The organism is Citrobacter sp. CFNIH10, from assembly GCF_002934585.1.
Classification (GTDB): Bacteria; Pseudomonadota; Gammaproteobacteria; order Enterobacterales; family Enterobacteriaceae; genus Citrobacter_A; species Citrobacter_A amalonaticus.
Genome location: NZ_CP026213.1, coordinates 44,465 through 69,271, shown reverse-complemented (window position 1 = coordinate 69,271; position 24,807 = coordinate 44,465). Strand labels below are relative to the sequence as shown.

The 24,807-nt window shown below is 54.6% G+C and carries 23 protein-coding genes and 4 pseudogenes; 11 read left to right on the top strand and 16 right to left on the bottom strand.

The window, feature by feature from the left end; genetic code table 11:
- Window positions 1–32: 32 nt before the first annotated feature.
- Genes C2U53_RS02105 through C2U53_RS02090 form a run of 4 tightly spaced genes read right to left on the bottom strand, consistent with a single transcriptional unit; the run spans window position 33 to window position 4,549 of the window.
- Window positions 33–1,844 (bottom strand): diol dehydratase reactivase subunit alpha, encoded by a 1,812-nt coding sequence (locus tag C2U53_RS02105; RefSeq protein WP_007372194.1) that lies wholly within the window; start codon window positions 1,842–1,844, stop codon window positions 33–35.
- 10 nt (window positions 1,845–1,854) lie between these two features.
- The gene (locus tag C2U53_RS02100; RefSeq protein WP_007372193.1) at window positions 1,855–2,283 is read right to left on the bottom strand and encodes a diol dehydratase small subunit; all 429 of its coding nucleotides are present in this window, start codon (window positions 2,281–2,283) and stop codon (window positions 1,855–1,857) included.
- Window positions 2,284–2,285: 2 nt separating this feature from the next.
- Window positions 2,286–2,870, bottom strand: a complete 585-nt coding sequence (locus tag C2U53_RS02095) for a propanediol/glycerol family dehydratase medium subunit (RefSeq protein WP_009652918.1) — start codon at window positions 2,868–2,870, stop codon at window positions 2,286–2,288.
- An 11-nt stretch (window positions 2,871–2,881) separates the two neighbouring features.
- Window positions 2,882–4,549 carry a propanediol/glycerol family dehydratase large subunit gene (locus C2U53_RS02090; protein ID WP_016241522.1) on the bottom strand — a complete coding sequence of 556 codons (1,668 nt, stop codon included), beginning with the start codon at window positions 4,547–4,549 and terminating at the stop codon, window positions 2,882–2,884.
- A 392-nt stretch (window positions 4,550–4,941) separates the two neighbouring features.
- Here C2U53_RS02090 and C2U53_RS02085 point away from each other — a divergent pair, with 392 nt between their 5' ends.
- Genes C2U53_RS02085 through C2U53_RS02070 form a run of 4 tightly spaced genes read left to right on the top strand, consistent with a single transcriptional unit; the run spans window position 4,942 to window position 7,457 of the window.
- On the top strand, window positions 4,942–5,370 hold the full coding sequence (locus C2U53_RS02085; protein ID WP_007372190.1) for a heme-binding protein: 429 nt from the start codon (window positions 4,942–4,944) through the stop codon (window positions 5,368–5,370).
- A gap of 22 nt (window positions 5,371–5,392) precedes the next feature.
- Window positions 5,393–6,556 (top strand): 1,3-propanediol dehydrogenase, encoded by a 1,164-nt coding sequence (gene dhaT / locus C2U53_RS02080; RefSeq protein WP_007372189.1) that lies wholly within the window; start codon window positions 5,393–5,395, stop codon window positions 6,554–6,556.
- Window positions 6,557–6,572: 16 nt separating this feature from the next.
- Window positions 6,573–6,926 (top strand): glycerol dehydratase reactivase beta/small subunit family protein, encoded by a 354-nt coding sequence (locus tag C2U53_RS02075; protein WP_007372188.1) that lies wholly within the window; start codon window positions 6,573–6,575, stop codon window positions 6,924–6,926.
- Entirely contained in the window at window positions 6,927–7,457 is a 531-nt protein-coding gene (locus tag C2U53_RS02070) for a cob(I)yrinic acid a,c-diamide adenosyltransferase (RefSeq protein ID WP_007372187.1), read from the top strand.
- Here the strand turns inward: C2U53_RS02070 and dhaR are convergent.
- Window positions 7,435–9,360: a dihydroxyacetone kinase operon transcriptional regulator DhaR gene (gene dhaR, locus C2U53_RS02065; protein WP_009653098.1), complete on the bottom strand. Its 1,926-nt coding sequence runs from the start codon at window positions 9,358–9,360 to the stop codon at window positions 7,435–7,437. The genes C2U53_RS02070 and dhaR overlap by 23 nt on opposite strands.
- Before the next feature lie 89 nt (window positions 9,361–9,449).
- Window positions 9,450–10,547, bottom strand: a complete 1,098-nt coding sequence (locus C2U53_RS02060) for a glycerol dehydrogenase (RefSeq protein WP_007372185.1) — start codon at window positions 10,545–10,547, stop codon at window positions 9,450–9,452.
- A gap of 560 nt (window positions 10,548–11,107) precedes the next feature.
- Between C2U53_RS02060 and C2U53_RS02050 the strand changes: the two are divergent.
- Window positions 11,108–11,323, top strand: a pseudogene (locus C2U53_RS02050) (dihydroxyacetone kinase subunit DhaK); the annotation flags it as partial.
- On the opposite strand, the pseudogene C2U53_RS30655 reads toward C2U53_RS02050, so the two are convergent.
- Together C2U53_RS30655 and C2U53_RS02045 are read right to left on the bottom strand one after the other, a co-directional pair.
- Window positions 11,313–11,462, bottom strand: a pseudogene (locus tag C2U53_RS30655) (hypothetical protein); the annotation flags it as partial. The pseudogenes C2U53_RS02050 and C2U53_RS30655 sit on opposite strands and share 11 nt — an antisense overlap.
- A gap of 113 nt (window positions 11,463–11,575) precedes the next feature.
- Complete coding sequence (locus tag C2U53_RS02045; protein WP_007372182.1) at window positions 11,576–12,673, bottom strand: glycerol dehydrogenase; 1,098 nt, start codon at window positions 12,671–12,673, stop codon at window positions 11,576–11,578.
- A 556-nt stretch (window positions 12,674–13,229) separates the two neighbouring features.
- On the opposite strand from C2U53_RS02045, the gene dhaK reads away from it, so the two are divergent.
- From dhaK to C2U53_RS02025, 4 genes are all read left to right on the top strand, one after another.
- Window positions 13,230–14,300, top strand: coding sequence for a dihydroxyacetone kinase subunit DhaK (gene dhaK / locus C2U53_RS02040; protein WP_007372180.1), 1,071 nt, complete (start codon window positions 13,230–13,232; stop codon window positions 14,298–14,300).
- A gap of 10 nt (window positions 14,301–14,310) precedes the next feature.
- Entirely contained in the window at window positions 14,311–14,943 is a 633-nt protein-coding gene (dhaL, locus tag C2U53_RS02035; protein ID WP_007372179.1) for a dihydroxyacetone kinase subunit DhaL, read from the top strand.
- A gap of 10 nt (window positions 14,944–14,953) precedes the next feature.
- Complete coding sequence (dhaM, locus tag C2U53_RS02030; protein ID WP_007372178.1) at window positions 14,954–16,372, top strand: dihydroxyacetone kinase phosphoryl donor subunit DhaM; 1,419 nt, start codon at window positions 14,954–14,956, stop codon at window positions 16,370–16,372.
- A 74-nt stretch (window positions 16,373–16,446) separates the two neighbouring features.
- The gene (locus tag C2U53_RS02025) at window positions 16,447–18,096 is read left to right on the top strand and encodes a glycerone kinase (protein ID WP_007372177.1); all 1,650 of its coding nucleotides are present in this window, start codon (window positions 16,447–16,449) and stop codon (window positions 18,094–18,096) included.
- A 103-nt stretch (window positions 18,097–18,199) separates the two neighbouring features.
- On the opposite strand, the gene C2U53_RS02020 is transcribed toward C2U53_RS02025, so the two are convergent.
- Complete coding sequence (locus tag C2U53_RS02020) at window positions 18,200–18,970, bottom strand: siderophore-interacting protein (RefSeq protein ID WP_007372176.1); 771 nt, start codon at window positions 18,968–18,970, stop codon at window positions 18,200–18,202.
- 239 nt (window positions 18,971–19,209) lie between these two features.
- Here C2U53_RS02020 and C2U53_RS30205 point away from each other — a divergent pair.
- Both C2U53_RS30205 and C2U53_RS02010 read left to right on the top strand, forming a co-directional pair.
- Window positions 19,210–19,427 (top strand): annotated as a pseudogene (locus tag C2U53_RS30205) (PadR family transcriptional regulator); the annotation flags it as partial.
- Window positions 19,413–19,820 (top strand): annotated as a pseudogene (locus C2U53_RS02010) (site-specific DNA-methyltransferase); the annotation flags it as partial. The pseudogenes C2U53_RS30205 and C2U53_RS02010, both read left to right, overlap by 15 nt.
- Before the next feature lie 151 nt (window positions 19,821–19,971).
- Here the strand turns inward: C2U53_RS02010 and C2U53_RS02000 are convergent.
- From C2U53_RS02000 to C2U53_RS01970, 7 genes are all read right to left on the bottom strand, one after another.
- Window positions 19,972–20,952, bottom strand: a complete 981-nt coding sequence (locus tag C2U53_RS02000) for an IS5-like element ISKpn26 family transposase (protein WP_000019445.1) — start codon at window positions 20,950–20,952, stop codon at window positions 19,972–19,974.
- A gap of 284 nt (window positions 20,953–21,236) precedes the next feature.
- A complete protein-coding gene (locus C2U53_RS01995; RefSeq protein WP_032951326.1) occupies window positions 21,237–21,821 on the bottom strand; it encodes a hypothetical protein in 585 nt (194 codons plus the stop codon).
- A 51-nt stretch (window positions 21,822–21,872) separates the two neighbouring features.
- Entirely contained in the window at window positions 21,873–22,313 is a 441-nt protein-coding gene (locus tag C2U53_RS01990) for a hypothetical protein (protein WP_223226831.1), read from the bottom strand.
- On the bottom strand, window positions 22,303–22,785 hold the full coding sequence (locus C2U53_RS01985; protein ID WP_032951323.1) for a hypothetical protein: 483 nt from the start codon (window positions 22,783–22,785) through the stop codon (window positions 22,303–22,305). The genes C2U53_RS01990 and C2U53_RS01985 overlap by 11 nt, the downstream gene beginning before the upstream one ends.
- A gap of 97 nt (window positions 22,786–22,882) precedes the next feature.
- Complete coding sequence (locus tag C2U53_RS01980; RefSeq protein ID WP_032951321.1) at window positions 22,883–23,311, bottom strand: HNH endonuclease; 429 nt, start codon at window positions 23,309–23,311, stop codon at window positions 22,883–22,885.
- Between the two features lie 18 nt (window positions 23,312–23,329).
- A complete protein-coding gene (locus tag C2U53_RS01975) occupies window positions 23,330–23,932 on the bottom strand; it encodes a hypothetical protein (protein ID WP_223226832.1) in 603 nt (200 codons plus the stop codon).
- Window positions 23,929–24,807 carry a hypothetical protein gene (locus tag C2U53_RS01970; protein WP_009654998.1) on the bottom strand — a complete coding sequence of 293 codons (879 nt, stop codon included), beginning with the start codon at window positions 24,805–24,807 and terminating at the stop codon, window positions 23,929–23,931. Before C2U53_RS01970 ends, C2U53_RS01975 begins: the two co-directional genes overlap by 4 nt.

Sequence of the window (24,807 nt, the reverse complement as noted above, 5' to 3'; positions counted from 1 at the left end):
CGTTAAAGAGAGAGGCTGGCGCGAGCGCCCGTTTAATTCGCCTGACCGGCCAGTAGCAGCCCGGTGGCGACCGCATTGCGCGGCCCTTCTGTTCCCCGAATATTGCCCTGCCCGGCGACTACGCCATAGTGCGACAAGGCTTCCGTGATAAGCTGCGGGATCTCAAAGTCCAGCGATGAGCCGCCCACCAGCACCACAAAGGCGATATCGCGAATGGAACCGCCGGGTGAGACCTGGCGCAGCGCGCGCAGGCAGTTGGTGACAAACACTTTCTCTTTCGCCTGCCGGCGCACGAGACGAATTTTTTCCAGCGGGCTGGCGTTATCGATCGGCACCAGTTCGCCCTCCTTGATGTACACCACTTTGGCGAACACCGCCGGGCTGAGGGCTTCCCGAAAGAACTCCACCGCGCCATTCTCGTGACGAATACTGAACAGGCTTTCCACTTTGGCCAGCGGGTATTTTTTTATCGCTTCCGCCAGCGAAAGATCCTCGAGGCCCAGCTCGGTTTTAATCAACAGGCTGACCATATTCCCCGCCCCGGCGAGATGGACCGCCGTTATCTGCCCCTCCGCGTTGACGATCGCCGCATCCGTCGAGCCGGCGCCGAGATCGAGGATCGCCAGCGGCGCCGCACAGCCGGGAGTGGTTAACGCCCCGGCGATGGCCATGTTGGCCTCCACGCCGCCCACCACCACCTCGGTCTGCAGTCGGGCGCTCAGTTCGCGGGCGATAACCTGCATTTGCAGACGGTCCGCTTTCACCATCGCCGCCATCCCGACGGCATTTTCCATGGCGCACTCGCCGGCCATCCCGCCCTGCACCTTGCGCGGAATAAACGTATCCACCGCCAGCAGATCCTGGATGTATATCGCGCTCATCTCATGGCCGGTCAGGGACGCCATTACCTTTCGCACCCGCTCCAGCATGCCGCCTGCGTGCGTGCCTGCTTCACCACGAATATCACACACGGGCGCGCAGGCGCTCATCGCCTGCATAATGGCCTGCGCGCCTTGCGCTACGTCGGCTTCACCGCCACGCTTTTCACCACGGATAAAGATCTTACCCGCCGGGATCACTCTTGATCGCACATCTCCCTGCGGGGTTTTCAGCACCACAGCGGAACGGTTGCCAATCAGCGCTCTGGCGATGGGGACAATAGTTTGTGTTTCCTCAGGGGTCAGGGCAAAGAAGGTTGCGATACCGTAAGGATTCGACAGCACCCGCACCACCTGTCCCGGGGCCGCCACTTCCACCGCCGCCAGCACGCCTTCCGGCACCTTCTCCAGTAGAGTGACTTCATCAACCACCGGTATTGGCCGATGCAGGCGATTATTCACCAGCACGCCATCATCTTTTTTCAGGATGGCCGCCACCACGTTGACGCCGCGATCCAGCGCTTCATTGATAAACCAAACCGCCTCAAGGAAATCCATCTCCTCACCCACCAACGGTATCCAGCCCTGGGCAAATCGATCCTCGCTCAACGCCGCCAACTTCTCCACGGCGATGGTGGTTCCCATGCCCACGCCAACGCCGCCGGGCGTTTGCGGGTTATGACCAATCATCGTTGATTCGGTAATGATGGTTTCAGTGATGGTTTCCATCGCCACATCGCCAATCACCGGTGCGGCCTCGTTGATGCAGATTTTTGCCACGTCCTGCAGCGACCACGGCGTTTTATCCAGCGCCTGCTGCAGGGACGCGACCACCCCGGCGATATTCTCCCGCGTGCCTTTCATCCCGGTCGTGGCGACAATCCCGCTGCCGATAAACCGGCCATCCTGCGCCAACGCCACTTCAGTGGTGGCGTTGCCGATATCGATCCCTGCAATTAACGGCATGCTGCCTCCGTCACTGACTGCCTTTACGCAGCTTATTTCTCTGCTGGTATACCTCTGCCGACTCGCGGACAAACCCGGCGTTCACCGTGGCGTGCCAGGTGTGTTCCAGTTCATCGGCAATGGCCTGCAACTCGGCGAACGAAGAACGAAACGGCCTCAGTGCGTTGTAGATCTCCAGAATGCGGGCATCCGGGATCGCAATCAGTTCTGCCGCACGACGAAAATTGCGCGCCACGGCATGACGCTGCATCTGCTCGGCAATCTGCGCCTGGTACTCCAGCGTTTGCTGAGAAATACGCACATCCTGCGGCCCTACGCGGCCCGCCAGCACATTCTCAAGGGTAATGTCGGTTAGCGGCTTGCCGCCAGGCGTCCGGATTTTCTCCGGGCAGCGGGTGGCTAATGGGTAATCCTGCGCGGTCATGATGTTGTCGTTCATGGTCATTCCCTTACCAGTGCAATATGCAACGTGACAGGCGCAGCATCCTGCACCACGTGTTTGGTTTCTTTGATGTGAAACAGCGCGGCCTTGGCCATAAATTTAGGGCGCACCATCTGGTCATTGACCACTGGCACCGGCGAAGGCGACTCTTTGCGTGCATAGCGTGCGGCGTTTTTACCAATCTGACGATAGGTTTCCAGCGTCAGCAGCGGAGCCTGAGAAAACAGTTCCAGGTTACTTAGCGGCAGCAGATCGCGCTGATGAATCACCGTGGTTCCTTTCGACTGGATACCAATCCCAATGCCTGAGCCGCTGAGATTTGCCGCATCCCATGCCATAAAAGAAACATCTGAGGTGCGCAGGATCCTCACTACTCGCGCATGCAGCCCCTCTTCTTCGATGCCAGCAACCAGCTCTTTCAAAATCGCGTTGTGCGGCATATCAATCAAGGTTTTATGCTGATACTTATCAAAGGCCGGGCCGACGCCTATCACGACTTCATCCACGCGTTCGTCCGCTTTAGCCGCCTCGCCTTCGCTCACCTGTAAGATGAAAACCGGCTTACGTTCAGTTGTGCATTCCACTGTGTACCGCCTTATTCGATCGAGCCGGGCTGAACCACGCCCGCAATATTTTTAATTTCCGCCCAGCGTTCGGCACTGATGCGATAGCCGGTACCAGGTCCCTGATAATCATTGATGTCGTTGACGGCGCTGACGACGTCGAACTGGCGATCCAGAATAGCCGACGTTTGCAGGTAATCACCGGTAACACGCTGTCTCAGCATATTGAGGATGTTACTGGCGATATCTTCGAAACCGCTACGGCTTAGTGCGCCGACGATATCCAGCCCGGTGATATTGCGCTTCATCATCTCTTCCACGGCGGCCAGATCTTCCACCACATTGCGCGCGGGCATATCTTTGCTGCCGTGAGCATAAGTAGCAGCTTCGACTTCTTCATCGCTAATCAGCGGCAGGCCCAGTTCGCGGAACACTGCCTGAATGGCGCGTGCCGCCTTGTTGCGGATGGCGATGGTTTCTTCTTCGGTTACAGGACGCAGACCACCATCAACCATCAGATCGCGTTGCAGAATGTTGTAATCATCGAAGTCTTCCGCGTCGAAGTTCGACCCGGCAAACATGTTGTCGTAGTTCGGTACGGCGCTATAGCCGGAGAAGATAAAGTCGGTGCCGGGAAGCATTTGCATCAGGGTACGGGCGGTACGGCGAATATCAGAGTGGGAAAAGGTCTGGTCATTGGCGGAGGCCACTTCAAGGTCGAGCATTGAGGCAATCAGGTTTTCCGCCAGCACCGCGCGGATCCCCGACGGCACCGCGCCGGTCATGCCAATACAGCTGACCGCACCGTTTTGCAGCCCCTGTACGCCCGCGCCTTTGGTGATAAAGATGCAGCGCGACTCCAGATAGAGCATCGATTTACTCTCGGAATAGCCCATCAGCGCTTCCGAACCGGTGCCAGAGGTGTAACGCATTTTCAGTCCGCGAGACGCATAGGCCGAGGCGAGAAACGCTTTGGACCACGGCGTATCATCGCCGTCGGTAAACACAGACTCTGTACCGTATACCGACACGGTTTCGGCGTAGCTGGTTAACCCGCGCATCCCCAGCTCCAGCTCAGTCGCCTCCTCAACGGAACATTGCGTCAGCACGCCGGGGCGACCGCACTGGGAACCGACCAGCAGCGCCAGGGCGTTAAACGGCGCATAGCGGGCGATCCCGACCGTCGTTTCCTGTTCTGAAAAACCACGGATCCCCGCTTCAGCCGCATCGGCGGCAATCTGTACCGGGTTGTCTTTCAGGTTGGTGACATGGCACTGGTTGGACGGCGTGCGTCTGGCGCGCATTTTTTGCAGCGCCATCATCATTTCCACCACGTTCATTTGCGCCATCACCTCCACCGCTTTCGCCGGGGTGATAGCGGTGGTAATAGCAACAATCTCTTCCCGGCTGACGTGGATATCCACCAGCATTCTGGCGATCTCCAGCGCGTCGAGCCGCATTGCCCGTTCAGTTTCAGCCACGTTAATCGCGTAGTCGGCAATAAAACGGTCAATCATGTCGAACTCGGCGCGGCTCTTGCCGTCCAGCTCAACAATACGACCATTCTCTACCTTCACCGACGAAGCCGGATCGTAGGGGCTTTCCATGGCGATCAGTCCCTCTTCAGGCCATTCGCCAATCAGCCCATCCTGATTTACAGGGCGCTTCGCAAGCACTTCGAATCGTTTTGATCTTCTCATAGTTTATGGACTCAAAAGATAAAAAATAGGGACGCCGGGCCGTATTGCCGGGGACACACCTCCCGGCATTCGCCTTTCATCAGCAATGGCCGAACTCTAAATGAGCACAGCAATAAAAAAATAAAATTAATTTCGTTCCAATTTGGCACGTAATAAAAATTCATCGTTCCATATTGAAACGGTTCTCAGGAATATTCGTAGCGAATTGTGACGAAGTTAAATGATCATTATCAATAAACACTAATACACAAAATTAAATTAATACTTTTTAAATTTTCACCCTATTGACTTAATAACGCGCGGCGAGAAAATAAAGCCAAACCCAATGATAAAAAATAGCTGTATCGCGATATTTTCGTGACATCAGCCCTACAACATTTTCAGGAGAGACTGTGAATAAGAGCCAACCAATCGCCACCATTACGCTGGCGGCGGCGAAAAAAATGGCGCAGGCCGTCGAGGCTAAAGCGCTTGAGATCAACGTGCCGGTGGTCTTTTCCGTGGTGGATCGCGGCGGCAACACGCTGCTGATGCAACGCATGGACGACGCGTTCGTCACCAGCTGTGATATTTCTCTTAATAAAGCGTATACCGCCTGCTGTCTGCGGCAGGGGACCCATGAAATTACCGACGCGGTACAACCGGGTGCGTCACTATATGGTTTACAGCTAACGAATCAACAGCGGATCGTTATTTTTGGTGGCGGCTTACCTGTCATGTTAAACGATAAATTAATCGGTGCTGTCGGCGTAAGTGGCGGTACTGTCGAACAAGACATGTTATTAGCGCAAACCGCACTGAATTGTTTCTCTGAATTATAATTTAAATCTAAGAAGGTAAATTATGAGCTATCGTATGTTTGATTACCTGGTGCCAAATGTGAACTTTTTTGGCCCGAATGCTATTTCCGTCGTGGGCGAACGCTGCAAACTGTTGGGCGGTAAAAAAGCGCTGCTGGTGACTGATAAAGGTCTGCGAGCCATTAAGGACGGCGCGGTTGATAAAACCCTCGAACATCTGCGTGAAGCCGGTATTGACGTGGTGGTGTTTGACGGCGTCGAGCCAAACCCTAAAGACACCAACGTGCGCGACGGCCTGGACGTTTTTCGTAAAGAGCAATGCGATATCATCGTTACCGTCGGCGGTGGTAGCCCGCATGACTGCGGTAAAGGCATCGGTATCGCGGCGACGCACGAAGGCGATCTCTATAGCTATGCCGGGATTGAAACCCTGACCAATCCGCTGCCGCCGATCGTCGCGGTGAATACCACCGCCGGTACCGCCAGCGAAGTCACCCGTCACTGCGTGCTGACCAATACCAAAACCAAAGTGAAGTTTGTGATTGTCAGTTGGCGCAACCTGCCGTCGGTTTCCATTAATGACCCACTGCTGATGCTCGGCAAACCTGCGCCACTGACTGCGGCAACAGGAATGGACGCCCTGACCCACGCCGTTGAGGCCTATATTTCAAAAGATGCCAACCCGGTTACCGACGCCGCCGCTATCCAGGCAATTCGTCTGATCGCCCGCAACTTACGCCAGGCCGTAGCACTGGGCAGCAACCTGAAAGCTCGCGAGAATATGGCCTATGCCTCTTTGCTGGCGGGTATGGCCTTCAACAACGCCAACCTTGGCTACGTTCACGCGATGGCGCATCAGCTTGGCGGTCTGTACGACATGCCGCACGGCGTAGCAAATGCCGTCCTGCTGCCGCACGTGGCGCGCTATAACCTGATCGCTAATCCGGAGAAATTTGCCGACATCGCGGAGTTTATGGGTGAGAACACTGACGGTCTGTCCACCATGGATGCTGCCGAGCTGGCGATTCGCGCCATCGCTCGCCTGTCAGCCGATATCGGTATTCCGCAGCATCTGCGCGAGCTGGGCGTCAAAGAAGCCGATTTCCCGTATATGGCGGAAATGGCGCTGAAAGACGGCAATGCCTTCTCCAACCCGCGTAAAGGTAACGAGAAAGAAATTGCCGGGATCTTCCGTCAGGCATTCTGATCAATAAGGGGGCGCAATGTCACTTTCATCACCGGGCGTACATCTGTTTTATCACTCACGCTGGCAGGATACGCGCGTGCTTGATGAACTATGCTGGGGGCTGGAAGAGCAAGGCGTCCCTTGCCGGACAATCTGTTGCGACGAGCATGACTGCGCGCTGGCCCTCAGCAAGCTGGCGGCTAAAAGCTCAACGCTACGCGTGGGTCTCGGCCTCAGCGCCAGTGGTGATATTGCCCTAACCCACGCCCAGCTACCCGAGGATCGGGCGCTGGTCTGCGGGCATATCGCCGCTGGGATAGCCAGCATCCGCACGCTCGGCGCCAATGCGGGCCAACTGGTCAAAGTGCTTCCCTTCAGCGAGATAAAATAAATGTATCGCATCTATACCCGAACCGGTGATAAAGGCACGACCGCGCTATTTGGCGGCAGCCGTATCGACAAAGACGACATCCGCGTTAACGCCTATGGTACGGTGGATGAACTGATTTCCCAGCTTGGCGTCTGCTATGCCAGCTCGCGCCAGGCAGAATTACGCCAGGATCTGCATGCCATCCAGAAGATGCTGTTTGTGCTGGGGGCGGAACTCGCCAGCGATGAGAAAGGTCTCGCCCGCTTAACGCAGACGATTAACGCCGAGGATATTCAGGCGCTGGAGCAACTTATTGATCGCAATATGGCGCAGAGCGGCCCCCTGAAAGAATTTGTCATTCCGGGGAAAAATCTGGCATCGGCACAACTACACGTGGCGCGCACCCTGGCACGGCGGCTGGAGCGGATCCTCATCGCGATGGACAAAAAGCTGACGTTACGCGATGAACCCAGGCGTTATATCAACCGGCTGTCGGATGCGCTGTTCTCCATGGCCAGAATCGAAGAAACTACTCCAGATGTTTGCGCTTAAACTGGCTGGCGTCGATGTCGTACTGCTTCATCTTACGCCACAAGGTGGTGCGACCAATATTCAGCAGTTGCGACATCTCCTGTACTCGCCCACTGGTGACACGGGCGGCATGGATAATCGCCTCTTTTTCGATAGCGGTAAACGTCAGGCTGGCTGGCAGCAGGGAAGACGCGGTCTCCAGACCGGGACGCTCGGCAAACAGATAATCAGGTAAATTACTCAGCCGGATATGCCCGTTATCGCTACTGATAGCGATGTTTTCGATAATGCTGTTCAGCTCGAAATCATTGCCCGGCCACGAATAAGCCACCAGTTGTGCCAGCGCGTCGTCGTCGATCTTCAGGCTGGATGAGAAGCGTTTTTTCAGGCTATTCAGTCGCGTATAAATCAGCGAGGGAATACTGTTACGCCGCGCCCGTAGCGGCGGGATAACAATCTCAAAAGAGTGCAGCGCGTAATACAGTTGGCGGCTAAAGCGGTTTTGCTCCACCAGATTAGCGAGATCAACCGTAGTGGTGGCGATCACTTTCACATCCACCGGAATCAGCCGACGGGCATCAAGACGGGTTAATACTCCCTGCTTAATCACCTGTAACAGCGCGGATTGCAGCTCCGGTGCCAGATATTCAATTTTCTCCAGAAACAGCGTGCCGCCGTTCGCCAGCTCAAGGCGGCTCAACCGACCATTTTCATCATCGGTAGGCGCACTGCCCATAAAATCCTGCCCCAGCACGCTGTTGGCATACAGCTGACAGTTCACGGCAATATACGGTCCGCTGGCGCGTTCGCTTTCATTGTGAATGGCCTGGCTCAGCAGCTCTTTCCCTACGCCCTCTTCCCCACACAGCAGGATCGGGAAACTCCCCCTTGCCGCCTGGCGACCAAAATGGATCAAGCGTCGGGTTTCCGGATCGTCCGTCGACATCTGCTCAAAGGTGTGGCTCACCTTACCAAGCTGGCTGGTCATCAGCTGACGCATTTGCTCCACCGGGTGCAGCAGCAGGATAAAGCTGTTGCCCTGCTCCTCAACAATCGGCTTCAGGGTGATAACAGCATCAACAAACTGGTGCTGGCTTTCAAAAGTGACTTCGACGTGATTCAGACCGCGGGCATGTTTAATTGCCCGACGCAGCAGCATGGGCATATTGAGCAGGTCGTGAATGTTTTTGCCCTGGCTGGCCTGCGCGTCGAGATGCAAAAGCAGCGCCGCGCGCGCATTGAGGAACTGCAACACCCCCTGCTCATTCCAGGCCATCACGCCATCATCCATGCTCTCCAGCAGCCCGTACATCTGGTTCAGATGGCGGTTGGATTCTGCCAGCAGGCTGTCGGTCAGCAATGAATTGCCGACTTCTCTGGCAATCGCCAGCGTCAGGGATAAATCAGAAACGGACTCATGTTCTACCAGACAGCACAATGAGATGGAGCCAAACAGATGCCCATGGTTATCGAACACCGGCGTCGAGCAGAACGACCACGGATGCAACGCCTGTTTAAAGTGCTGAGCGCCAGAGGTTTTTGTCGGCTGCCCCGGCATCGTCGCCAGCGACAGCGCACAACTGCCGATAATGCTTTCCGCGCAATAGCTGCCGTCGCGAAATCCAAGCTCCGCCAGCTGTTCTATCGTCTGCGGATCGCCGCAACGGCTGAGAATACAGGCTGATTCATCCAGAATCAGCAGTGCGCACGGACGACCGTCCATAAACTCCCAGGCATCTTCCAGCGCGGCCTGCGCAATCGTCAGCAGCGCCGTCTTGCGACGACAAATCGACTCAAAGGTCAGCCCTTGCGCCTGATGCGGCGCCTGCCAGGTTTCCCGCTGCATAAACTTGCTGCAACGATGCCAGGACTGGGCGAGAACCGAAGAGACTTCCTGCCCGATGCTATGCGTGTGCGCCGTCATATCCCTTTCCGCTGTTTTGCCATAGACAACCCCTCCGGCAGAGACTGTCAGAGGGGGAGAAGATGCTGGGTAAATTTACCTGTGCCCGATTAACGCGCCAGCCACTGCTGTCCCAGCAGGTCTGCCGTCAAAATAGCGGCATGTACGCTTTCAGGCGTCACCGGGAACGGCATATTGTGAATAGTTTCACCTTCTGCGCAGGTGGCTTTAGCCACGGCCATAATCTTGCCGTCAATGTCGTCTTTCACACCCATTTCCGCTAACGTTACCGGCAGGCCCACTTTCTGACAGAAATTCAGCACGGTTTCGATCTCTTCCATCGGGCTGTTCTGCAGCACCAGCTGCGCCAGCGTACCAAAGGCGACTTTTTCACCGTGGTACAGATGGTGGCACTCTTCCAGAATCGTAAAGCCGTTATGGATGGCATGTGCCCCCGCAAGGCCGCTGCTTTCAAAGCCGATACCGCTGAGGTAGGTGTTGGCTTCGACAATACGTTCCAGCGCATCGGTCACCACGCCAGCCTGGGCGGCTAAGCGTGCCTTTTCGCCTTCCGCCAGCAGGGTATCATAGCACAGGCGCGCCAGGCTCAGCGCCGCCACGGTGGACTGCCCGCCCGCCATGCTGGTCGCCCGAGCGTCATAACAGGCTTTCGCTTCAAACCAGGTCGAGAGCGCATCGCCCATCCCGGCCACCAGCAGACGTACCGGCGCTTTGGCAATAATTGCGGTATCCATCACCACCATATCCGGGTTTTTCGGGTAGATCAGATACTCTTCAAACTCACCCGCTTCGGTATAGATAACGGACAGCGCGCTGGTTGGCGCATCGGTTGAGGCGATGGTCGGGATCACCACTACCGGCAGCTTCTGGTAATAACCAATTGCTTTGGCGGTATCTAACGTTTTCCCACCGCCAATCCCAACCACGCCGCGGCAACCGTGTTTTTTCAGAATGGCAATCAGGCGATTAATTTCAACATGGCTGCATTCACCGTTGAAGCGTTCCGCGTGGCAGCTAATGTCATGGCTGTGCAGGCCATTGAGTACCTTTTCTCCCGCCAGCTTCATGACGAAGTCGTCCGCAATCACGAAAAAGCTGTCCGCCAGATTTTTAGCGTATTGACCAAATAAGGTAGAAGCGTCAGGACCCTGGAGATATTTGGCTGGAGATTGAATAACTTTTAGCATTCCTTTCATCCTCAAATAAGTACATGTTTTTACATGGTGAGCCCTGGCGTTAACCCGTTTAGCCTGATGTTGACGGCGAAAGCGGACGTACCGGAGCGATGTAATAACTGTATGGCGAGGCGTGTACAAAAAAATCTTTCGTCATTTTGTTCTGATATGGAACAGATAAAAATGACATGCGTTTCATATTGGAACGCTTAACCACAAAAATAATGAGATTTGCGATCTCGATCCGTTCCGTTACCGCGAAATTACCGACAAACACGATGATAAATTTCCCCAATTACGCGCCATCCTGGGTAAAGCCCCGCAAAAAAGACTGACTGCGCCGTGTGGCCTGCTCTGATCGCAGGAGGAAAAAGTCGAGCGAGTTCGCATTGTGATGATTTCTCGCCTAATTAAGTTTCATTTCGGAACAAAAAACAGCAATCACGTTTCGTAATGAAACTCATTTTCGTGTTGTTTTTTTCCATGCTGACTTCGCCAGAATCTCTCTATCGCCTCCGCACCATGAACATGCATTCGGGGGTTTGTCTTACACTCAACCTCGAGGAGCCGTTATGTCTCAATTCTTTTTTAATCAACGCCCCCATCTCGTTAGCGACGTGATCGACGGTACAATTATCACCAGCCCGTGGAATAACCTGGCGCGTCTGGAGAGCGATCCGGCCATTCGCATCGTGGTTCGCCGCGACCTTAACAAAAATAACGTGGCGGTGATCTCCGGCGGCGGTTCAGGACACGAACCCGCGCACGTTGGGTTTATTTGCGACGGCAGATCGATTCAAAGGTCAGCCCCTGCGCCTGATGCGGCGCCTGCCAGGTTTCACGCTGCATAAATTTGCTGCAGCGATGCCACGACTGGCTGATAACGGCTGAAACTTCATTTTCCGCACCCTGAGTCTGAGCTGTCATATCCCTTTTCCGCTGGAGTTAACACAGTTAAAACGACAAAACCCTCCGGCAGCGGCTGCCGGAGGGAGGAGTTGATGCCGCAATGCGCCGCGGCATAGAACCTTGTGAAAGACTTAACGCGCCAGCCACTGCTGCCCAAGCAGGTCCGCGGTAAGGATGGCGGCGTAGACGCTATCCGCGGTGACCGGGAACGGCATATTGTGGATGGTTTCGCCTTCCGCGCAGGTGGCTTTCGCCACCGCGTGGATTTTGCTTTCGATACCCTCTTTCACGCCCATCTGGGCAAGGGTGATCGGCAGGCCGACTTTTTCACAGAAGCCCATCACGGTTTCGATCTCTTCCAGCGGGCTATTTTGCAGTACCAGCTGCGCCAGGGTGCCGAAAGCGACTTTTTCGCCGTGATACAGATGGTGGCACTCTTCAAGGATGGTGAAACCGTTGTGAATCGCGTGCGCGCCGGCCAGGCCGCTGCTCTCAAAACCGATACCGCTCAGATAGGTGTTGGCTTCGACAATACGCTCCAGCGCATCGGTCACCACTCCAGCCTGAGCCGCCAGGCGTGCTTTTTCGCCTTCCGCCAGCAGCGTATCATAGCACAGGCGCGCCAGGCTCAAGGCCGCCGCCGTGGACTGCCCGCCCGCCATGCTGGTGGCTCGCGCATCGAAGCAGGCCTTGGCTTCAAACCAGGTGGAGAGCGCATCGCCCATCCCGGCCACCAGCAAGCGTACCGGCGCTTTGGCGATAATCGCCGTGTCCATCACCACCATATCCGGGTTTTTCGGGTAGATCAGATACTCTTCAAACTCGCCCGCCTCGGTGTAGATAACCGACAGCGCGCTGGTCGGCGCATCGGTTGAGGCAATTGTCGGGATCACCACCACCGGCAGCTTCTGGTAATAGCCGATCGCCTTCGCTGTATCGAGGGTTTTCCCGCCGCCGATACCCACCACGCCGCGGCAGCCGTGCTGCTTAAGAATGGCGATCAGGCGGTTGATTTCCGCATGGCTGCACTCGCCGTTAAACCGTTCCGCATGGCAGCTAATATTGTGGCTATGCAGGCCGTTCAATACTTTGTCGCCCGCCAACTTCATCACGAAGTCATCGGCGATAACAAAAAAGCTGTCGGCCAGGTTTTTAGCGTATTCGCCAAACAGCATGGCGGCATCAGGTCCCTGGAGATATTTGGCTGGAGATTGAATAACTTTTAGCATTCCTTTCACCCTCAAATAAGTGCGTATGTTGACACGTGAGCCCAGGCCGTCATGCCGCGGCGCCTGATATCAATGGCGCTTACAGCCACGCTGCCGGAGCGATGCATCCACTGTAGGGCGAGCAGCGGCGAAAAAAATTTTTCCCTTTTTTGTTCTGTTCTGAAACAGATAAAAAAATAATGCGTTTCACATTGAAACAATGTGACTGAGAAAGCGATGGGATTGCGATCGCGATCGGATCATTTTGGCAAAAAAGCCGCTATCGTCTCCCCTCTTTAACGCAGAAAATCGCCTCAATGCGGCACAATGGCGAAAAAAATCATCCTTGCCCCATTTCTGATAGCAGAAAAAAACGGACAAATTATTAGCGCTGGCTCGCATTTCTCCTGTTTATCGGCAATTAATGTTCCATAAAGGAACAAAAATTCTTTTCTACGTTCCGTTATGGAACCAATTTTGACGGCATTTTATTTTGCGCCCGCTCAGCCAGAATCACTACATCGCCGGGCTACCCTTATAGACAGGCGACCTCCCCCTACCCTACGGAGCATAAACAATGAAAAAACTGATTAACCGTGTGGAAGATGTACTGAGTGAACAGCTTATCGGCCTGGCGAAGGCGCATCCTGAACTGACGCTGCACCAGGACCCGGTCTATGTCACCCGCGCTGATGCACCGGTCGCCGGCAAAGTGGCGCTGCTCTCCGGCGGCGGCAGCGGACACGAACCGATGCACTGCGGCTACATCGGCCAGGGCATGCTCTCCGGCGCCTGTCCGGGGGAAATTTTCACCTCGCCGACGCCGGACAAAATGTTCGAATGCGCGATGCAGATTGACGGCGGCGAAGGCGTCCTGCTGATTATCAAAAACTATACCGGCGACATCCTGAATTTTGAGACCGCCACCGAGCTGCTGCACGAAAGTGGCGTTAAGGTTACCACCGTCGTGGTGGATGACGACGTGGCGGTAAAAGACAGCCTCTATACCGCCGGACGCCGCGGCGTCGCCAATACCGTGCTGATTGAAAAACTGGTCGGCGCCGCCGCCGAACGCGGCGACTCGCTGGAAGCCTGCGCTGAACTGGGCCGCCGTTTAAATAACCTTGGTCACTCGATTGGCATCGCGCTGGGCGCCTGCACCGTACCGGCCGCCGGACAGCCCTCCTTTACCCTGAAAGATGATGAGATGGAGTTCGGCGTCGGCATCCATGGCGAGCCGGGTATCGACCGCCGCCGCTTCAGCTCGCTCGACCAAACCGTCGATGAGATGGTCGATACCCTGCTGGAAAACGGCGCATACAGCCGCACGCTGCGCCAGTGGGATAACGTCAAGGGAGCGTGGCAGGAAGTGAAACAGAGCAAAACCGCGCTGCAAAACGGCGATCGGGTTATCGCGCTGGTCAATAACCTCGGCGCCACCCCGCTTTCCGAACTGTACGGCGTTTACAACCGCCTTGCCCAGCGCTGCGAAGCGTCCGGCATTGTGATTGAACGCAACCTCATCGGCAGCTACTGCACCTCGCTGGATATGGCGGGTTTCTCCATCACCCTGCTGAAAGCGGATGATGACACACTGGCGTTATGGGACGCCCCGGTCCATACCCCAGCGCTGAACTGGGGAAAATAAGGAGCACGACATGTCACTGAACAGAACGCAAATCGTCGACTGGCTGTACCGCTGTGGCGACATTTTCACCAAACAGAGCGATTTTCTCACCGGCCTTGATAAAGAGATCGGCGACGCCGACCACGGCCTCAATATGCATCGCGGCTTCAGCAAAGTGGTCGAAAAGCTGCCGTCGATCGCCGATAAAGACATCGGTTTTATTCTCAAGAATACCGGGATGACGCTGCTTTCCAACGTCGGCGGCGCCAGCGGCCCGCTGTTCGGCACCTTCTTTATCCGCGCCGCCCAGGTCACCCAGGCGCATCAGAGCCTGACCCTCGACGAGCTTTATCAGATGATCCGCGAAGGCGCGGACGGCGTCGTCAACCGTGGTAAAGCGGAGCCGGGCGATAAGACGATGTGCGACGTCTGGCTGCCGGTGGTGGAATCCCTGCGTCATTCCAGCGAGCAACATCTGTCTATCCCTGCCGCGCTGGATGCCGCCTGCGAAGTGGCCGAGCGCGCCGCCCACGCCACCATCACCATGCAGGCGCGTAAAGGCCGCGCCAGCTATCTCGGCGAGCGCAGCATCGGGCATCAGGATCCCGGCGCGACCTCGGTGCTGTTTATGGTTCAGATGCTGGCTGCCGCCGCCAAAGAGTAAGGAAATCGCGATGGTAAACCTGGTTATTGTTTCTCATAGCGCCCGGCTGGGCGAAGGTGTCGGAGAACTGGCCCGGCAGATGTTAATGAACGATGGCTGTAAGCTGGCGATCGCCGCCGGGATCGACGATCCCGACAGCCCGATCGGCACCGATCCGATTAAAGTCATGGAGGCGATCGAATCCGTCGCCGATACCGACCATGTTCTGGTGATGATGGATATCGGCAGCGCCCTGCTCAGCGCCGAAACCGCCCTCGATCTGCTCGATCCGGCGATGGCGGCAAAGGTGCGGCTGTGCGCCGCGCCGCTGGTCGAAGGGACGCTGGCGGCCACCGTCAGCGCCGCCTCCGGCGCCGGGATCGACAAAGTTATCGCCGATGCCATGAACGCCCTGGAAGCCAAGCGGGTTCAGCTGGGTTTACCTTCGCACACGCCTGACGCCGCCGCCCCAACGCTTGCTGACGACGGCGATGCTAAATCGGTTTCAGTCATTATTAACAATCACAACGGCCTGCACGTGCGTCCGGCATCAAAGCTGGTCGCCGCGCTGGCGGGTTTTAACGCCGACCTGGTGCTGGAGAAAAACGGCAAATGCGTCACCCCGGACAGTCTGAATCAAATCGCTCTGCTACAGGTGCGCCGCCACGATAAGCTGCGCCTGCTGGCCCGCGGTCCGGACGCCGATGCGGCGCTGGCGGCGTTTCAGGCGCTGGCCGCCGATAACTTCGGCGAGTCGCCGGAGGCGCAGCCGACAGCGGAACCCGCCATACCTGCGCGTGTTGAAGGCGCCGCGATGATTTATCCGCAGGCGCCGATCCAACCGGCGCTCCCCGCCGCCGCCGACATCGCCCGCGAGCAGCAGCGCCTGCGCCAGGCGATCGACCAGACGCTGGCCGATCTCAATGCGCTCACCGAGCTGGCGGAACACAAATTTAACGCCGATATCGCGGCGATCTTCGCCGGTCATCACACCTTGCTCGACGATGAAGATCTGTTTGATGCCGCCAACGATCGCCTGCTCACCGAACAGTGCTCGGCGGAATGGGCGTGGCATCAAGTGCTGATGGAGCTCAGCCAGCAGTATCGTCAGCTGGATGACGCCTATCTGCAGGCCCGTTATATCGATGTCGACGATATTCTGCAGCGCACGCTGCGCCATCTGCAGGGTATTAAGGAGACGCTGCCATTCGCCAGTGAGCCGACGATTATTATCGCCGACAATATTTATCCCTCGACTGTACTCCAACTGGATGCCAGCAAGGTCACCGGCCTGTGCCTGCGCGACGGCAGCGAACAGGCCCACGGCGCGATTATCGCCCGCGCGGCGGGGATCGCCTGGCTATGCCAGCAGGGCGAAGCGCTGAATGATATTCAGCCTGGCGAAGCCATCACGCTCGATATGCGTCTGCAACGTCTTATTCGTCGCTAAATCCACTTTGACCGTTACCACTCCGGGGGCCCGCCTCCGGAGGGTGAGTTTTCGCTTACTGATCAGGAACCACTATGTCTCAATTCTTTTTTAACCAGCGCGCCAGCCTCGTTAACGACGTGATCGAGGGAACCATTATTGCCAGCCCGTGGAACAACCTCGCCCGCCTGGAGAGCGACCCGGCGATCCGTGTAGTGGTACGCCGCGATCTGAATAAAAACAACGTGGCGGTGATTTCCGGCGGCGGCTCCGGCCATGAACCGGCGCACGTCGGCTTTATTGGTAAAGGCATGCTGACCGCCGCGGTCTGCGGCGATCTGTTCGCCTCGCCGAGCGTCGATGCGGTACTCACCGCGATTCAGGCGGTGACCGGCGAGGCGGGCTGTCTGCTGATCGTTAAAAACTACACCGGCGATCGGCTTAACTTCGGCCTCGCGGCGGAGAAAGCGCGCCGTCTTGGCTATAACGTAGAGATGCTGATCGTCGGCGACGATATTTCGCTGCCGGATAACAAACAGCCGCGCGGTATCGCCGGGACTATTCTTGTGCATAAGGTGGCGGGTTATTTCGCCGAGCGCGGCTTCAACCTCGCCACCGTCCTGCGTGAAGCGCAATACGCCGCCAACCATACCGCCAGCATCGGGGTGGCGCTGGCCAGCTGTCACCTGCCGCAGGAAGCGGAAAGCGCGCCGCGCCATCAGCCCGGCCACGCCGAGCTGGGGATGGGCATCCACGGCGAACCGGGAGCCTCGACGATCGCGACCCATAACAGCGCGGAAATCATGCAGATTATGGTAGAGAAGCTGACCGCCGCCCTACCTGAAACCGGCCGCCTGGCGGTGATGCTCAATAATCTCGGCGGCGTGTCGGTGGCCGAGATGGCGATTCTGACCCGCGAGCTGGCCAACACCCCACTCCATGCGCGCGTTGACTGGTTGATTGGCCCGGCTTCGCTGGTAACGGCGCTGGATATGAAAGGCTTCTCGCTGACCACTATCGTGCTGGAAGAGAGCATTGAAAAGGCGCTGCTGTCGGATGTCGAAACCGCCAGTTGGCAGAAGCCGGTGCAGCCGCGGGCTGTTAATATCATGCCGTCCGCGCTCGCCAGCGCACGCGTCGCCTTTACGCCATCGGCCAACCCGCAGGTGGGCGATTACGTGGCGCAGGTGACCAGCACCCTCTCCGGCCTCGAAACCCATCTCAACGCGCTTGACGCCAAAGTGGGCGACGGCGATACCGGCTCCACTTTCGCCGCTGGCGCGCGTGAGATTGCCGCTCTATTGCAACGCCAGCAACTGCCGCTCAATGATTTACCCACGCTGTTCGCGCTAATTGGCGAACGCCTGACGGTGGTGATGGGCGGCTCCAGCGGCGTATTGATGTCGATTTTCTTCACCGCCGCCGGGCAGAAGCTGGAGCAAGGCGCCAGCATGGCGGAAGCGCTGAACGCCGGTCTGGGGCAGATGAAATTTTACGGCGGCGCCGATGAGGGCGACCGGACGATGATTGACGCTCTACAGCCGGCGCTGGCGGCGCTGCTGGCCGAACCGGATAATCTGCAGGCCGCTTTCGCCGCGGCGCAGGCCGGCGCGGATCGCACCTGCCAGTCGAGCAAAGCCGGCGCCGGACGCGCCTCCTATCTCAATAGCGAGAGCCTGCTCGGCAATATGGACCCCGGCGCCCACGCGGTGGCGATGGTGTTTAAGGCGCTGGCGGAACGCTAAGCCTCACCCGGTGGCGCTGCGCTTACCGGGGCGACATAACACCATTGAAAGGTAGCCCGGAGAAGGCGCAACGCGCCGCCATCCGGGTTTACCACACTGCCGATTATTTGCTATGCCAGTACGCCTGCGAACGCACCAGTTGCTGATCGATACTCGGCTCCTCAAAGCGCGCCAGCAGCGATTTCACCACGCCGCCTTCTCCGGTCAGCCAGATAAAATAATCTTCTGACGGCACCTTGACCTGAGCCAGCCGCTCGGCGACGAACGCCGGGTTGTGGCCTACCACCCATTCGATATTAAAGCCGTCGAGATCCGCCAGATAATCTTTATACGAAGCATCCGCGACGGTGACGATGGCCGTCACCTGCGGCGTCACCGGCAGCTGACGTAATCCCAGCAGGCGACGGCGCAGCGCCGGCATGCCCGACTCGTCACAGACATAAAGCTGCCAGGCGTAATCTTCCGGCACCACCAGCGAGCCGCGCGGCCCGCCGATCACCAGCTTATCGCCGATGTTGGCTTCCAGCGCCCAGCGGCTGGCAATACCGCCATCGTGGATATAAAAATCGTAAGCCAGCTCGTGGCGTTCGGCATCGTACAGCGGCGTGTAGTCGCGGGTCGCCGGGCGCACGCCCTCGCCCCAGTTAATGCCTTCGTCGGTCACTTCCGGCGGCGTAAATACGCTGCCCGCCTGCGGGAAAAACAGTTTGGTGTGGTCGTCAAAACCTTGTGAAACAAAGCCATCCAGCGCCTCGCCCCCCAGCACGATCCGCTGGAACGCCTGGCCGATACGCTCAACGCGCAGCACGGTTAATTCGCGAAAACGTAGTTCGTTACGCACGCGCTGTGGGTAGCGTGAGGTGTTTTTTGTCATTTTTTCGCCTTCGTGAAGATAATACGATATATCTAAATTTATTTTTAAATGATAATGATTGCTAATCAAAAAGATTGCAAGCACTTTTTTGATATAGTCAGCTTGAGATTAAACAGCTATCAGCAATCCATAAAAACCATTAATAATCATTAAATTAAACAAAAATTATTTTATAGACTTGCAAGTCGATAAACTTTAGATATAAATTAGATATATCTAAATAACATCAGGAGACGATGATGCAAAACCATCATGAAGGTTGCTGTAAACATACAGAGCACCAACACGAAGGCTGCTGCAAGGGTGAAGGACATCACCACGAAAGCCGCCACAGTGAGCACCATGCAGGCTGCTGCAAAAGTGAAGAGCATCGCCACGCAGGCTGTCACCAGGAACATCACCACGAACAGGGTGCGGACGCCGCCACGGTCGCGGCGGAGGTGGTGGTCGTCGCCAGTGCATCTCCGTCACTAACAACGAAGTCGCTGCCGACGAACAGAAAAAATTGCGCGAACAGGGCTTAAGGCCTGGAGATCCTGATTGGGAAAAGTGGGGGATCTGTGATTATATCACCAAACCACGTGTACAAGCTGCTATCACAGGCAAAACGCCGAATGAACAACCGATTAAGGTCAATTATAGGTTTACAGACGAGTTCCCAATGTCTGACGGTTTTGAGGAAAATGCCGAGTTTTTCACTCTGACCTACGAAGCTGAGAAGTCGGTTAGCCACAACTTGGCCTTTGTTCGCATTGCGCCGTTGCTATGGCTACGCGCGGGTGCGCGCGGCGAACGTATTGAAAAAATACCTACTAAAGGATGGGAAGTGACCGATGCGTACGGTCTACTGCTAGGGAAGGTGCGAATAAGCAGGTCATTTCTTCCCAAGCTGACTCGCTGATTAAAATTTCGCGGATCTGGGCCGATTTTTTTCCCGCAAACACATCGAATCAGCCTATTTAGGCTATTTTTTCCACCATTTCTGGCGTTATTTCCGGTTTTTACTGAGATCTCTCCCACTGACGTATCATTTGGTCCACCCGAAACAGGTTGGCCAGGGTGAATAACATCGCCAGTTGGTTATCGTTTTTCAGCAGCCCCTTGTATCTGGCTTTCACGAAGCCGAACTGCCGCTTGATGATGCGAAACGGGTGCTCCACCCTGGCACGGATGCTGGCTTTCATGTATTCGATGTTGATGGCCGTTTTGTTCTTGCGCGGATGCTGCTTCAAGGTTTTTACCTTGCCGGGACGCTCGGCGATCAGCCAGTCCACATCCACCTCGGCCAGCTCCTCGCGCTGTGGCGCTCCTTGGTAGCCGGCATCGGCTGAGACAAATTGCTCCTCTCCATGAAGCAGATTACCCAGCTGATTGAGGTCATGCTCGTTGGCCGCGGTGGTGACTAGGCTGTGGGTCAGGCCACTCTTGGCATCGACACCAATGTGGGCCTTCATGCCAAAGTGCCACTGATTGCCTTTCTTGGTCTGATGCATCTCCGGATCGCGTTGCTGCTCTTTGTTCTTGGTAGAGCTGGGTGCCTCAATGATGGTGGCATCCACCAAAGTGCCTTGGGTCATCATGACGCCTGCTTCGGCCAGCCAGCGATTGATGGTCTTGAACAATTGACGGGCCAGTTGATGCTGCTCGAGCAGGTGGCGGAAATTCATGATGGTGGTGCGATCCGGCAGGGCGCTATCCAGGGATAATCGGGCAAACAGGCGCATGGAGGCGATTTCGTACAGGGCATCTTCCATGGCACCGTCGCTCAGGTTGTACCAATGCTGCATGCAGTGAATACGCAGCATGGTCTCCAGCGGATAGGGCCGTCGGCCATTGCCCGCCTTGGGATAAAACGGCTCGATGACAGCGGTCATATTCTGCCATGGCAGAATCTGCTCCATGCGGGAGAGGAAAATCTCTTTTCGGGTCTGACGGCGCTTAGTGCTGAATTCACTATCGGCGAAGGTGAGTTGATGGCTCATGATGTCCCTCTGGGATGCGCTCCGGATGAATATGATGATCTCATATCAGGAACTTGTTCGCACCTTCCCTAATACAGCTGTCGGTAGGTTCATCAGATTTCTCCAAATAGAGAAATTATGAGACAGGTATGGCAGGTGACGAAGCAAATCGACGAACTACATAAGCCGGGATATTTGGGGATACCGTGAAGTACATAGCACGGCGGAAGTCCAAAAAAAGAGACCCCAGTAAGGGGTCTTAAATGAGGTATATATAACTATCAGATCACAGAGCCCGAAGCAGACTACTCAACGTCCTGAATTTCAGGAAGCTTCAACCCTTTCGGATAGAAGATTGTATGAACAGTCAGGTCAGCCAGGAACGTAGATTTGATAATTAATTTTATTATAGGGTTAATACTATCCCAAGAATCGGGCGAATTCCAGATAGTGGCATCACAGCTTTCAGGATACTGGTTAACTCCAGGAGCATGGCCAGCCGTGCAGCGCATTGGGTCGGTTGATTCATGCTCGCATTTAGGGCAAATATAGCGCCGCAGCTGGTGTTCACCTAGGTCTTGGTCAAAATCGTGAGGAGTTTCCCAGCAATGAACATCTTCAAGCTCAGGTAGCCTGGACGGAGTGTAAAAAGCCCACGGCACTTCCGTACCTCGCAGTACCTCAAGTGCGTGTATCACCCGCTCAGGCTCGATTTTAAGCACGTCACTGTATGCTTCTATTCGATCACGTAACAGGCTGGCCATTACAGAGATTGTATGGATATCGATACCGGCTGCTTGAGCGTCCCTTTCCAGCTGCTCAATAACGACATCAATACTTGCTGGTGGTGCAGACATAAATAACTGCGTTGCGGCTTCTTGTCGTGACATATACGAAGGTTCCTTCGGTTACCGGTGACAGTAACCGATATTTTCCCCTCGCTACAGCTGGTCACGAATTTTTTCAGCTTGTACATCGGATACCAGAACACAATCACCTGTTGCAGAATTACAAACGTAATATTTTCCGTCCTGATGCTGCTGTAATTTCAGTTTTGTACCCGTAAGTGACACTGTAACGCCACTTGCTTCAAACTGCCCTTTGTTGGTGATGAAAAAGTTGTTTTTTGCGAGGGTTCCGGCTTTCAAATCAACGCCTCTGATCACTTCACCCAGGTCCCATTCGTTCATTACTGAGCGTTGTTTATGGATCAAGGAGCCAAGACAGACAAACACCACGACACTGATTGCAGCAAGACCCATAAGGTTTTTAAACGAATGGTGGGCTTTCAGGTCAAGCGTCTTCGCTTCTACCAGCTGCTCGGACGTTAACTGGACAGCTCGATTGTTACGCGAAGGACGTTTACGTTGGTTAGCAGTCATGGTTCACCTCTGTTTGAAGGAGAGATAATTTTAAACCTGCCAGTATATAAGCGATCTGAATTGGGTGAAGCGAATCATCAATGCTCATGGCCAGTCTACCCTTCTGATTGGTATCTACGGCTTTGCTGCCTCGGTACTGGTATCCATATCTCTTCCTGGCAAGTTCCAGGCCAGCCAGCATGTACTGGACTTGCTGTAACGATAATGAATCAATTTGCAGAGACTTGAGCCTGTTTTTTTGCTGGCACAGACCAAATAACTCCCTCGACTCGAAATCGTCGGGGTAAGAGTGTAGTAACCCATCAACTGAGCAGGCATTCAACTTATCGAATTCACGTTCAATACCCTCGACCGAGAAATGTCGGTCTCGAACGGACTCGACTCTACATTTGCTGAGCTGGCCATCTGGTGTGGCTACAAATATAGTTGCGCCTTCGGTCAGGTCTCCAGTCCAGTTTGTATGATTAGTCATATACGCTCCGTAATGGGCCTACTAAACAATATTATCACGGCTGAATATTTGACGAAGCAGTGCGCGATACGCGCCATGATAATGTTAAATTAGTCGTTTATTTGATAGCACCATTTTTCTCTGAATACTGTTCAAACCAGAAAACAATGGGTTTCTCTACAATGCTTATCTGGCCGAATCTTTCTGCCGTTCTGAAATTCATACTACTCTTCCGTGCCCTTTCAACCTGTAAACTTATTTGTTTGCGGAACATTTCCAGTGAATATGTTGTTTTGAGCAGATTGCAGGGCGCACAGGCTGGGAAAAGATTTTCTAAGCAGTTGGCACTTTCATTAAACACTTCACCGGTAGCCTTAAGCTTAAATTTCCCTCTGGCCGCAGCTTGCATATCCTGGACGGATTTCCTTAGCACAGGTTCTACGTGATCAGCGTGCCAACCTTTTTCTTTCAGTACCTCGCCACAATATGCACATCGACCACCAAATTTAGCCCTCAGTACTATTCTTTGTTTTTTTGACAGAGACATAATAAATTCCTTGTGGAACTAAGAGAATCGGCCATCGTCTATTGATTCAGCGATGTTGACTGCCAGGGCGTTATCGTCCAAGCCTGACAACGTTTCATAGCGAAAGACAGGAATGTGAGTTCTTTTAAAAAGGGCAATAATGAACTCTCCTTCAGGCTGAGCGCTGATAGCATCTTCATTGATCATTGCTAGCACTAGTTCCCCGGTATGCGCATCGGAGAGAACAAAATCGAACACGAATTCATCTGCGTACTGTTGCGCCTGAAGTACGTCAACCGGGGCAACCGGTTCATCTTCGAGCTCCAGCTCTACTAAGTCCCGGGCAAGCACCTGGGGTGCGATAATGTACTGACCATTGAACACCGCACTCAAGCGCACATAAAGATCCATCAGGACTTTTGGCAATATCGAATTTTTTTTGATGAAGTACTCGCTCAACCCATCAAGTGCGGCGTTCTCGTCGGCATCGGCATTAATATCTGCCTGCTGATCATGCTCGTCCAAAGGTTGCTGAGTTTGTTGTTGTTCTCGTTTTGTTCGACTCGCGTAGATAAGTATGAAAGCTGCAAAGCACACAAATGTCAGAAATATTGCGAGAGCGATTATATATTTTAGAGTCATGGGTTCATTCCTATAGTCTGGAGATACTCAGGCTCCTTGAACTTCATATTTTCGGGTATATGCCGCATCACCTTTTTGATGTATGGTTGTTCAATTCTCTTAAGCGTATCTAATTGAGATTGATAATCCTTAGTTCTCAAATCATGCTCAGCACCCAGTTGTCCTAATAACGTCTGAAGTTTCTTTAAGGCTTTGCTGCACTGCACTTCGGCATTATCCAGCTTTTCAATATTTAACCAGGAGAGAATATCGATAACAGGATTTATAGTCAGATCGACAAACAGATCAAGCGTGTCATCTGGTAAATTTGAATCAATAGGTGATTGCCGGGCAGGCATTTCATCTGCTAATCGCTTAAGCGCACCCATAGCTCTCTTTAACGAACTACTCGCAGAGGATGTGTCTATTGCTGAAAGTATGGATATTGCTTTACTGGTAGTAACCATATCCAGAAATTCAGTTGTGGAAGCACTATTACATTCATCCTTTGCTGTTTTTAATAGTTCACGGGCATTTTCTGCAAGTTTGAGTCGTCTGCCTGACTCGTTATATTTTATCTGAGCTTCTTTCCAGCAGTTGACTAGATGCTGATAAATCTCACAATCTGGTGATTTCGAAATTTCTTCCAACGAGGACATAACTACGTATTGAAGAAAGATGCTCCTGCATTTTGGCAGCAGCAGGTTAAGATGCAATTCACATTCGTTCAGCTTTTTTCGCGCCGGTGTCTCTCTGAAGAGACCAATAAATAGCGCCCACAATGAAAACTGACGATCTCTTGTCTCTTTAACCAACTCTTTAACTGCCAGGGCTCGGGCAATGTTAGCATTTTCAACCTGGCGTGATAACTCTTGGAGTTCTGTAGCTGTAATCAT

Coding starts and splice junctions, on each gene's coding strand:
- C2U53_RS02105 (WP_007372194.1), bottom strand. CDS start 1,844: ATGCCGTTAATTGCAGGGATCGATATCGGCAACGCCACCACTGAAGTG.
- C2U53_RS02100 (WP_007372193.1), bottom strand. CDS start 2,283: ATGAACGACAACATCATGACCGCGCAGGATTACCCATTAGCCACCCGC.
- C2U53_RS02090 (WP_016241522.1), bottom strand. CDS start 4,549: ATGAGAAGATCAAAACGATTCGAAGTGCTTGCGAAGCGCCCTGTAAAT.
- dhaT (WP_007372189.1), top strand. CDS start 5,393: ATGAGCTATCGTATGTTTGATTACCTGGTGCCAAATGTGAACTTTTTT.
- C2U53_RS02075 (WP_007372188.1), top strand. CDS start 6,573: ATGTCACTTTCATCACCGGGCGTACATCTGTTTTATCACTCACGCTGG.
- C2U53_RS02070 (WP_007372187.1), top strand. CDS start 6,927: ATGTATCGCATCTATACCCGAACCGGTGATAAAGGCACGACCGCGCTA.
- dhaR (WP_009653098.1), bottom strand. CDS start 9,360: ATGACGGCGCACACGCATAGCATCGGGCAGGAAGTCTCTTCGGTTCTC.
- C2U53_RS02060 (WP_007372185.1), bottom strand. CDS start 10,547: ATGCTAAAAGTTATTCAATCTCCAGCCAAATATCTCCAGGGTCCTGAC.
- C2U53_RS02045 (WP_007372182.1), bottom strand. CDS start 12,673: ATGCTAAAAGTTATTCAATCTCCAGCCAAATATCTCCAGGGACCTGAT.
- dhaK (WP_007372180.1), top strand. CDS start 13,230: ATGAAAAAACTGATTAACCGTGTGGAAGATGTACTGAGTGAACAGCTT.
- dhaL (WP_007372179.1), top strand. CDS start 14,311: ATGTCACTGAACAGAACGCAAATCGTCGACTGGCTGTACCGCTGTGGC.
- dhaM (WP_007372178.1), top strand. CDS start 14,954: ATGGTAAACCTGGTTATTGTTTCTCATAGCGCCCGGCTGGGCGAAGGT.
- C2U53_RS02025 (WP_007372177.1), top strand. CDS start 16,447: ATGTCTCAATTCTTTTTTAACCAGCGCGCCAGCCTCGTTAACGACGTG.
- C2U53_RS02020 (WP_007372176.1), bottom strand. CDS start 18,970: ATGACAAAAAACACCTCACGCTACCCACAGCGCGTGCGTAACGAACTA.
- C2U53_RS02000 (WP_000019445.1), bottom strand. CDS start 20,952: ATGAGCCATCAACTCACCTTCGCCGATAGTGAATTCAGCACTAAGCGC.
- C2U53_RS01995 (WP_032951326.1), bottom strand. CDS start 21,821: ATGTCACGACAAGAAGCCGCAACGCAGTTATTTATGTCTGCACCACCA.
- C2U53_RS01990 (WP_223226831.1), bottom strand. CDS start 22,313: ATGACTGCTAACCAACGTAAACGTCCTTCGCGTAACAATCGAGCTGTC.
- C2U53_RS01985 (WP_032951323.1), bottom strand. CDS start 22,785: ATGACTAATCATACAAACTGGACTGGAGACCTGACCGAAGGCGCAACT.
- C2U53_RS01980 (WP_032951321.1), bottom strand. CDS start 23,311: ATGTCTCTGTCAAAAAAACAAAGAATAGTACTGAGGGCTAAATTTGGT.
- C2U53_RS01975 (WP_223226832.1), bottom strand. CDS start 23,932: ATGACTCTAAAATATATAATCGCTCTCGCAATATTTCTGACATTTGTG.
- C2U53_RS01970 (WP_009654998.1), bottom strand. CDS start 24,807: ATGATTACAGCTACAGAACTCCAAGAGTTATCACGCCAGGTTGAAAAT.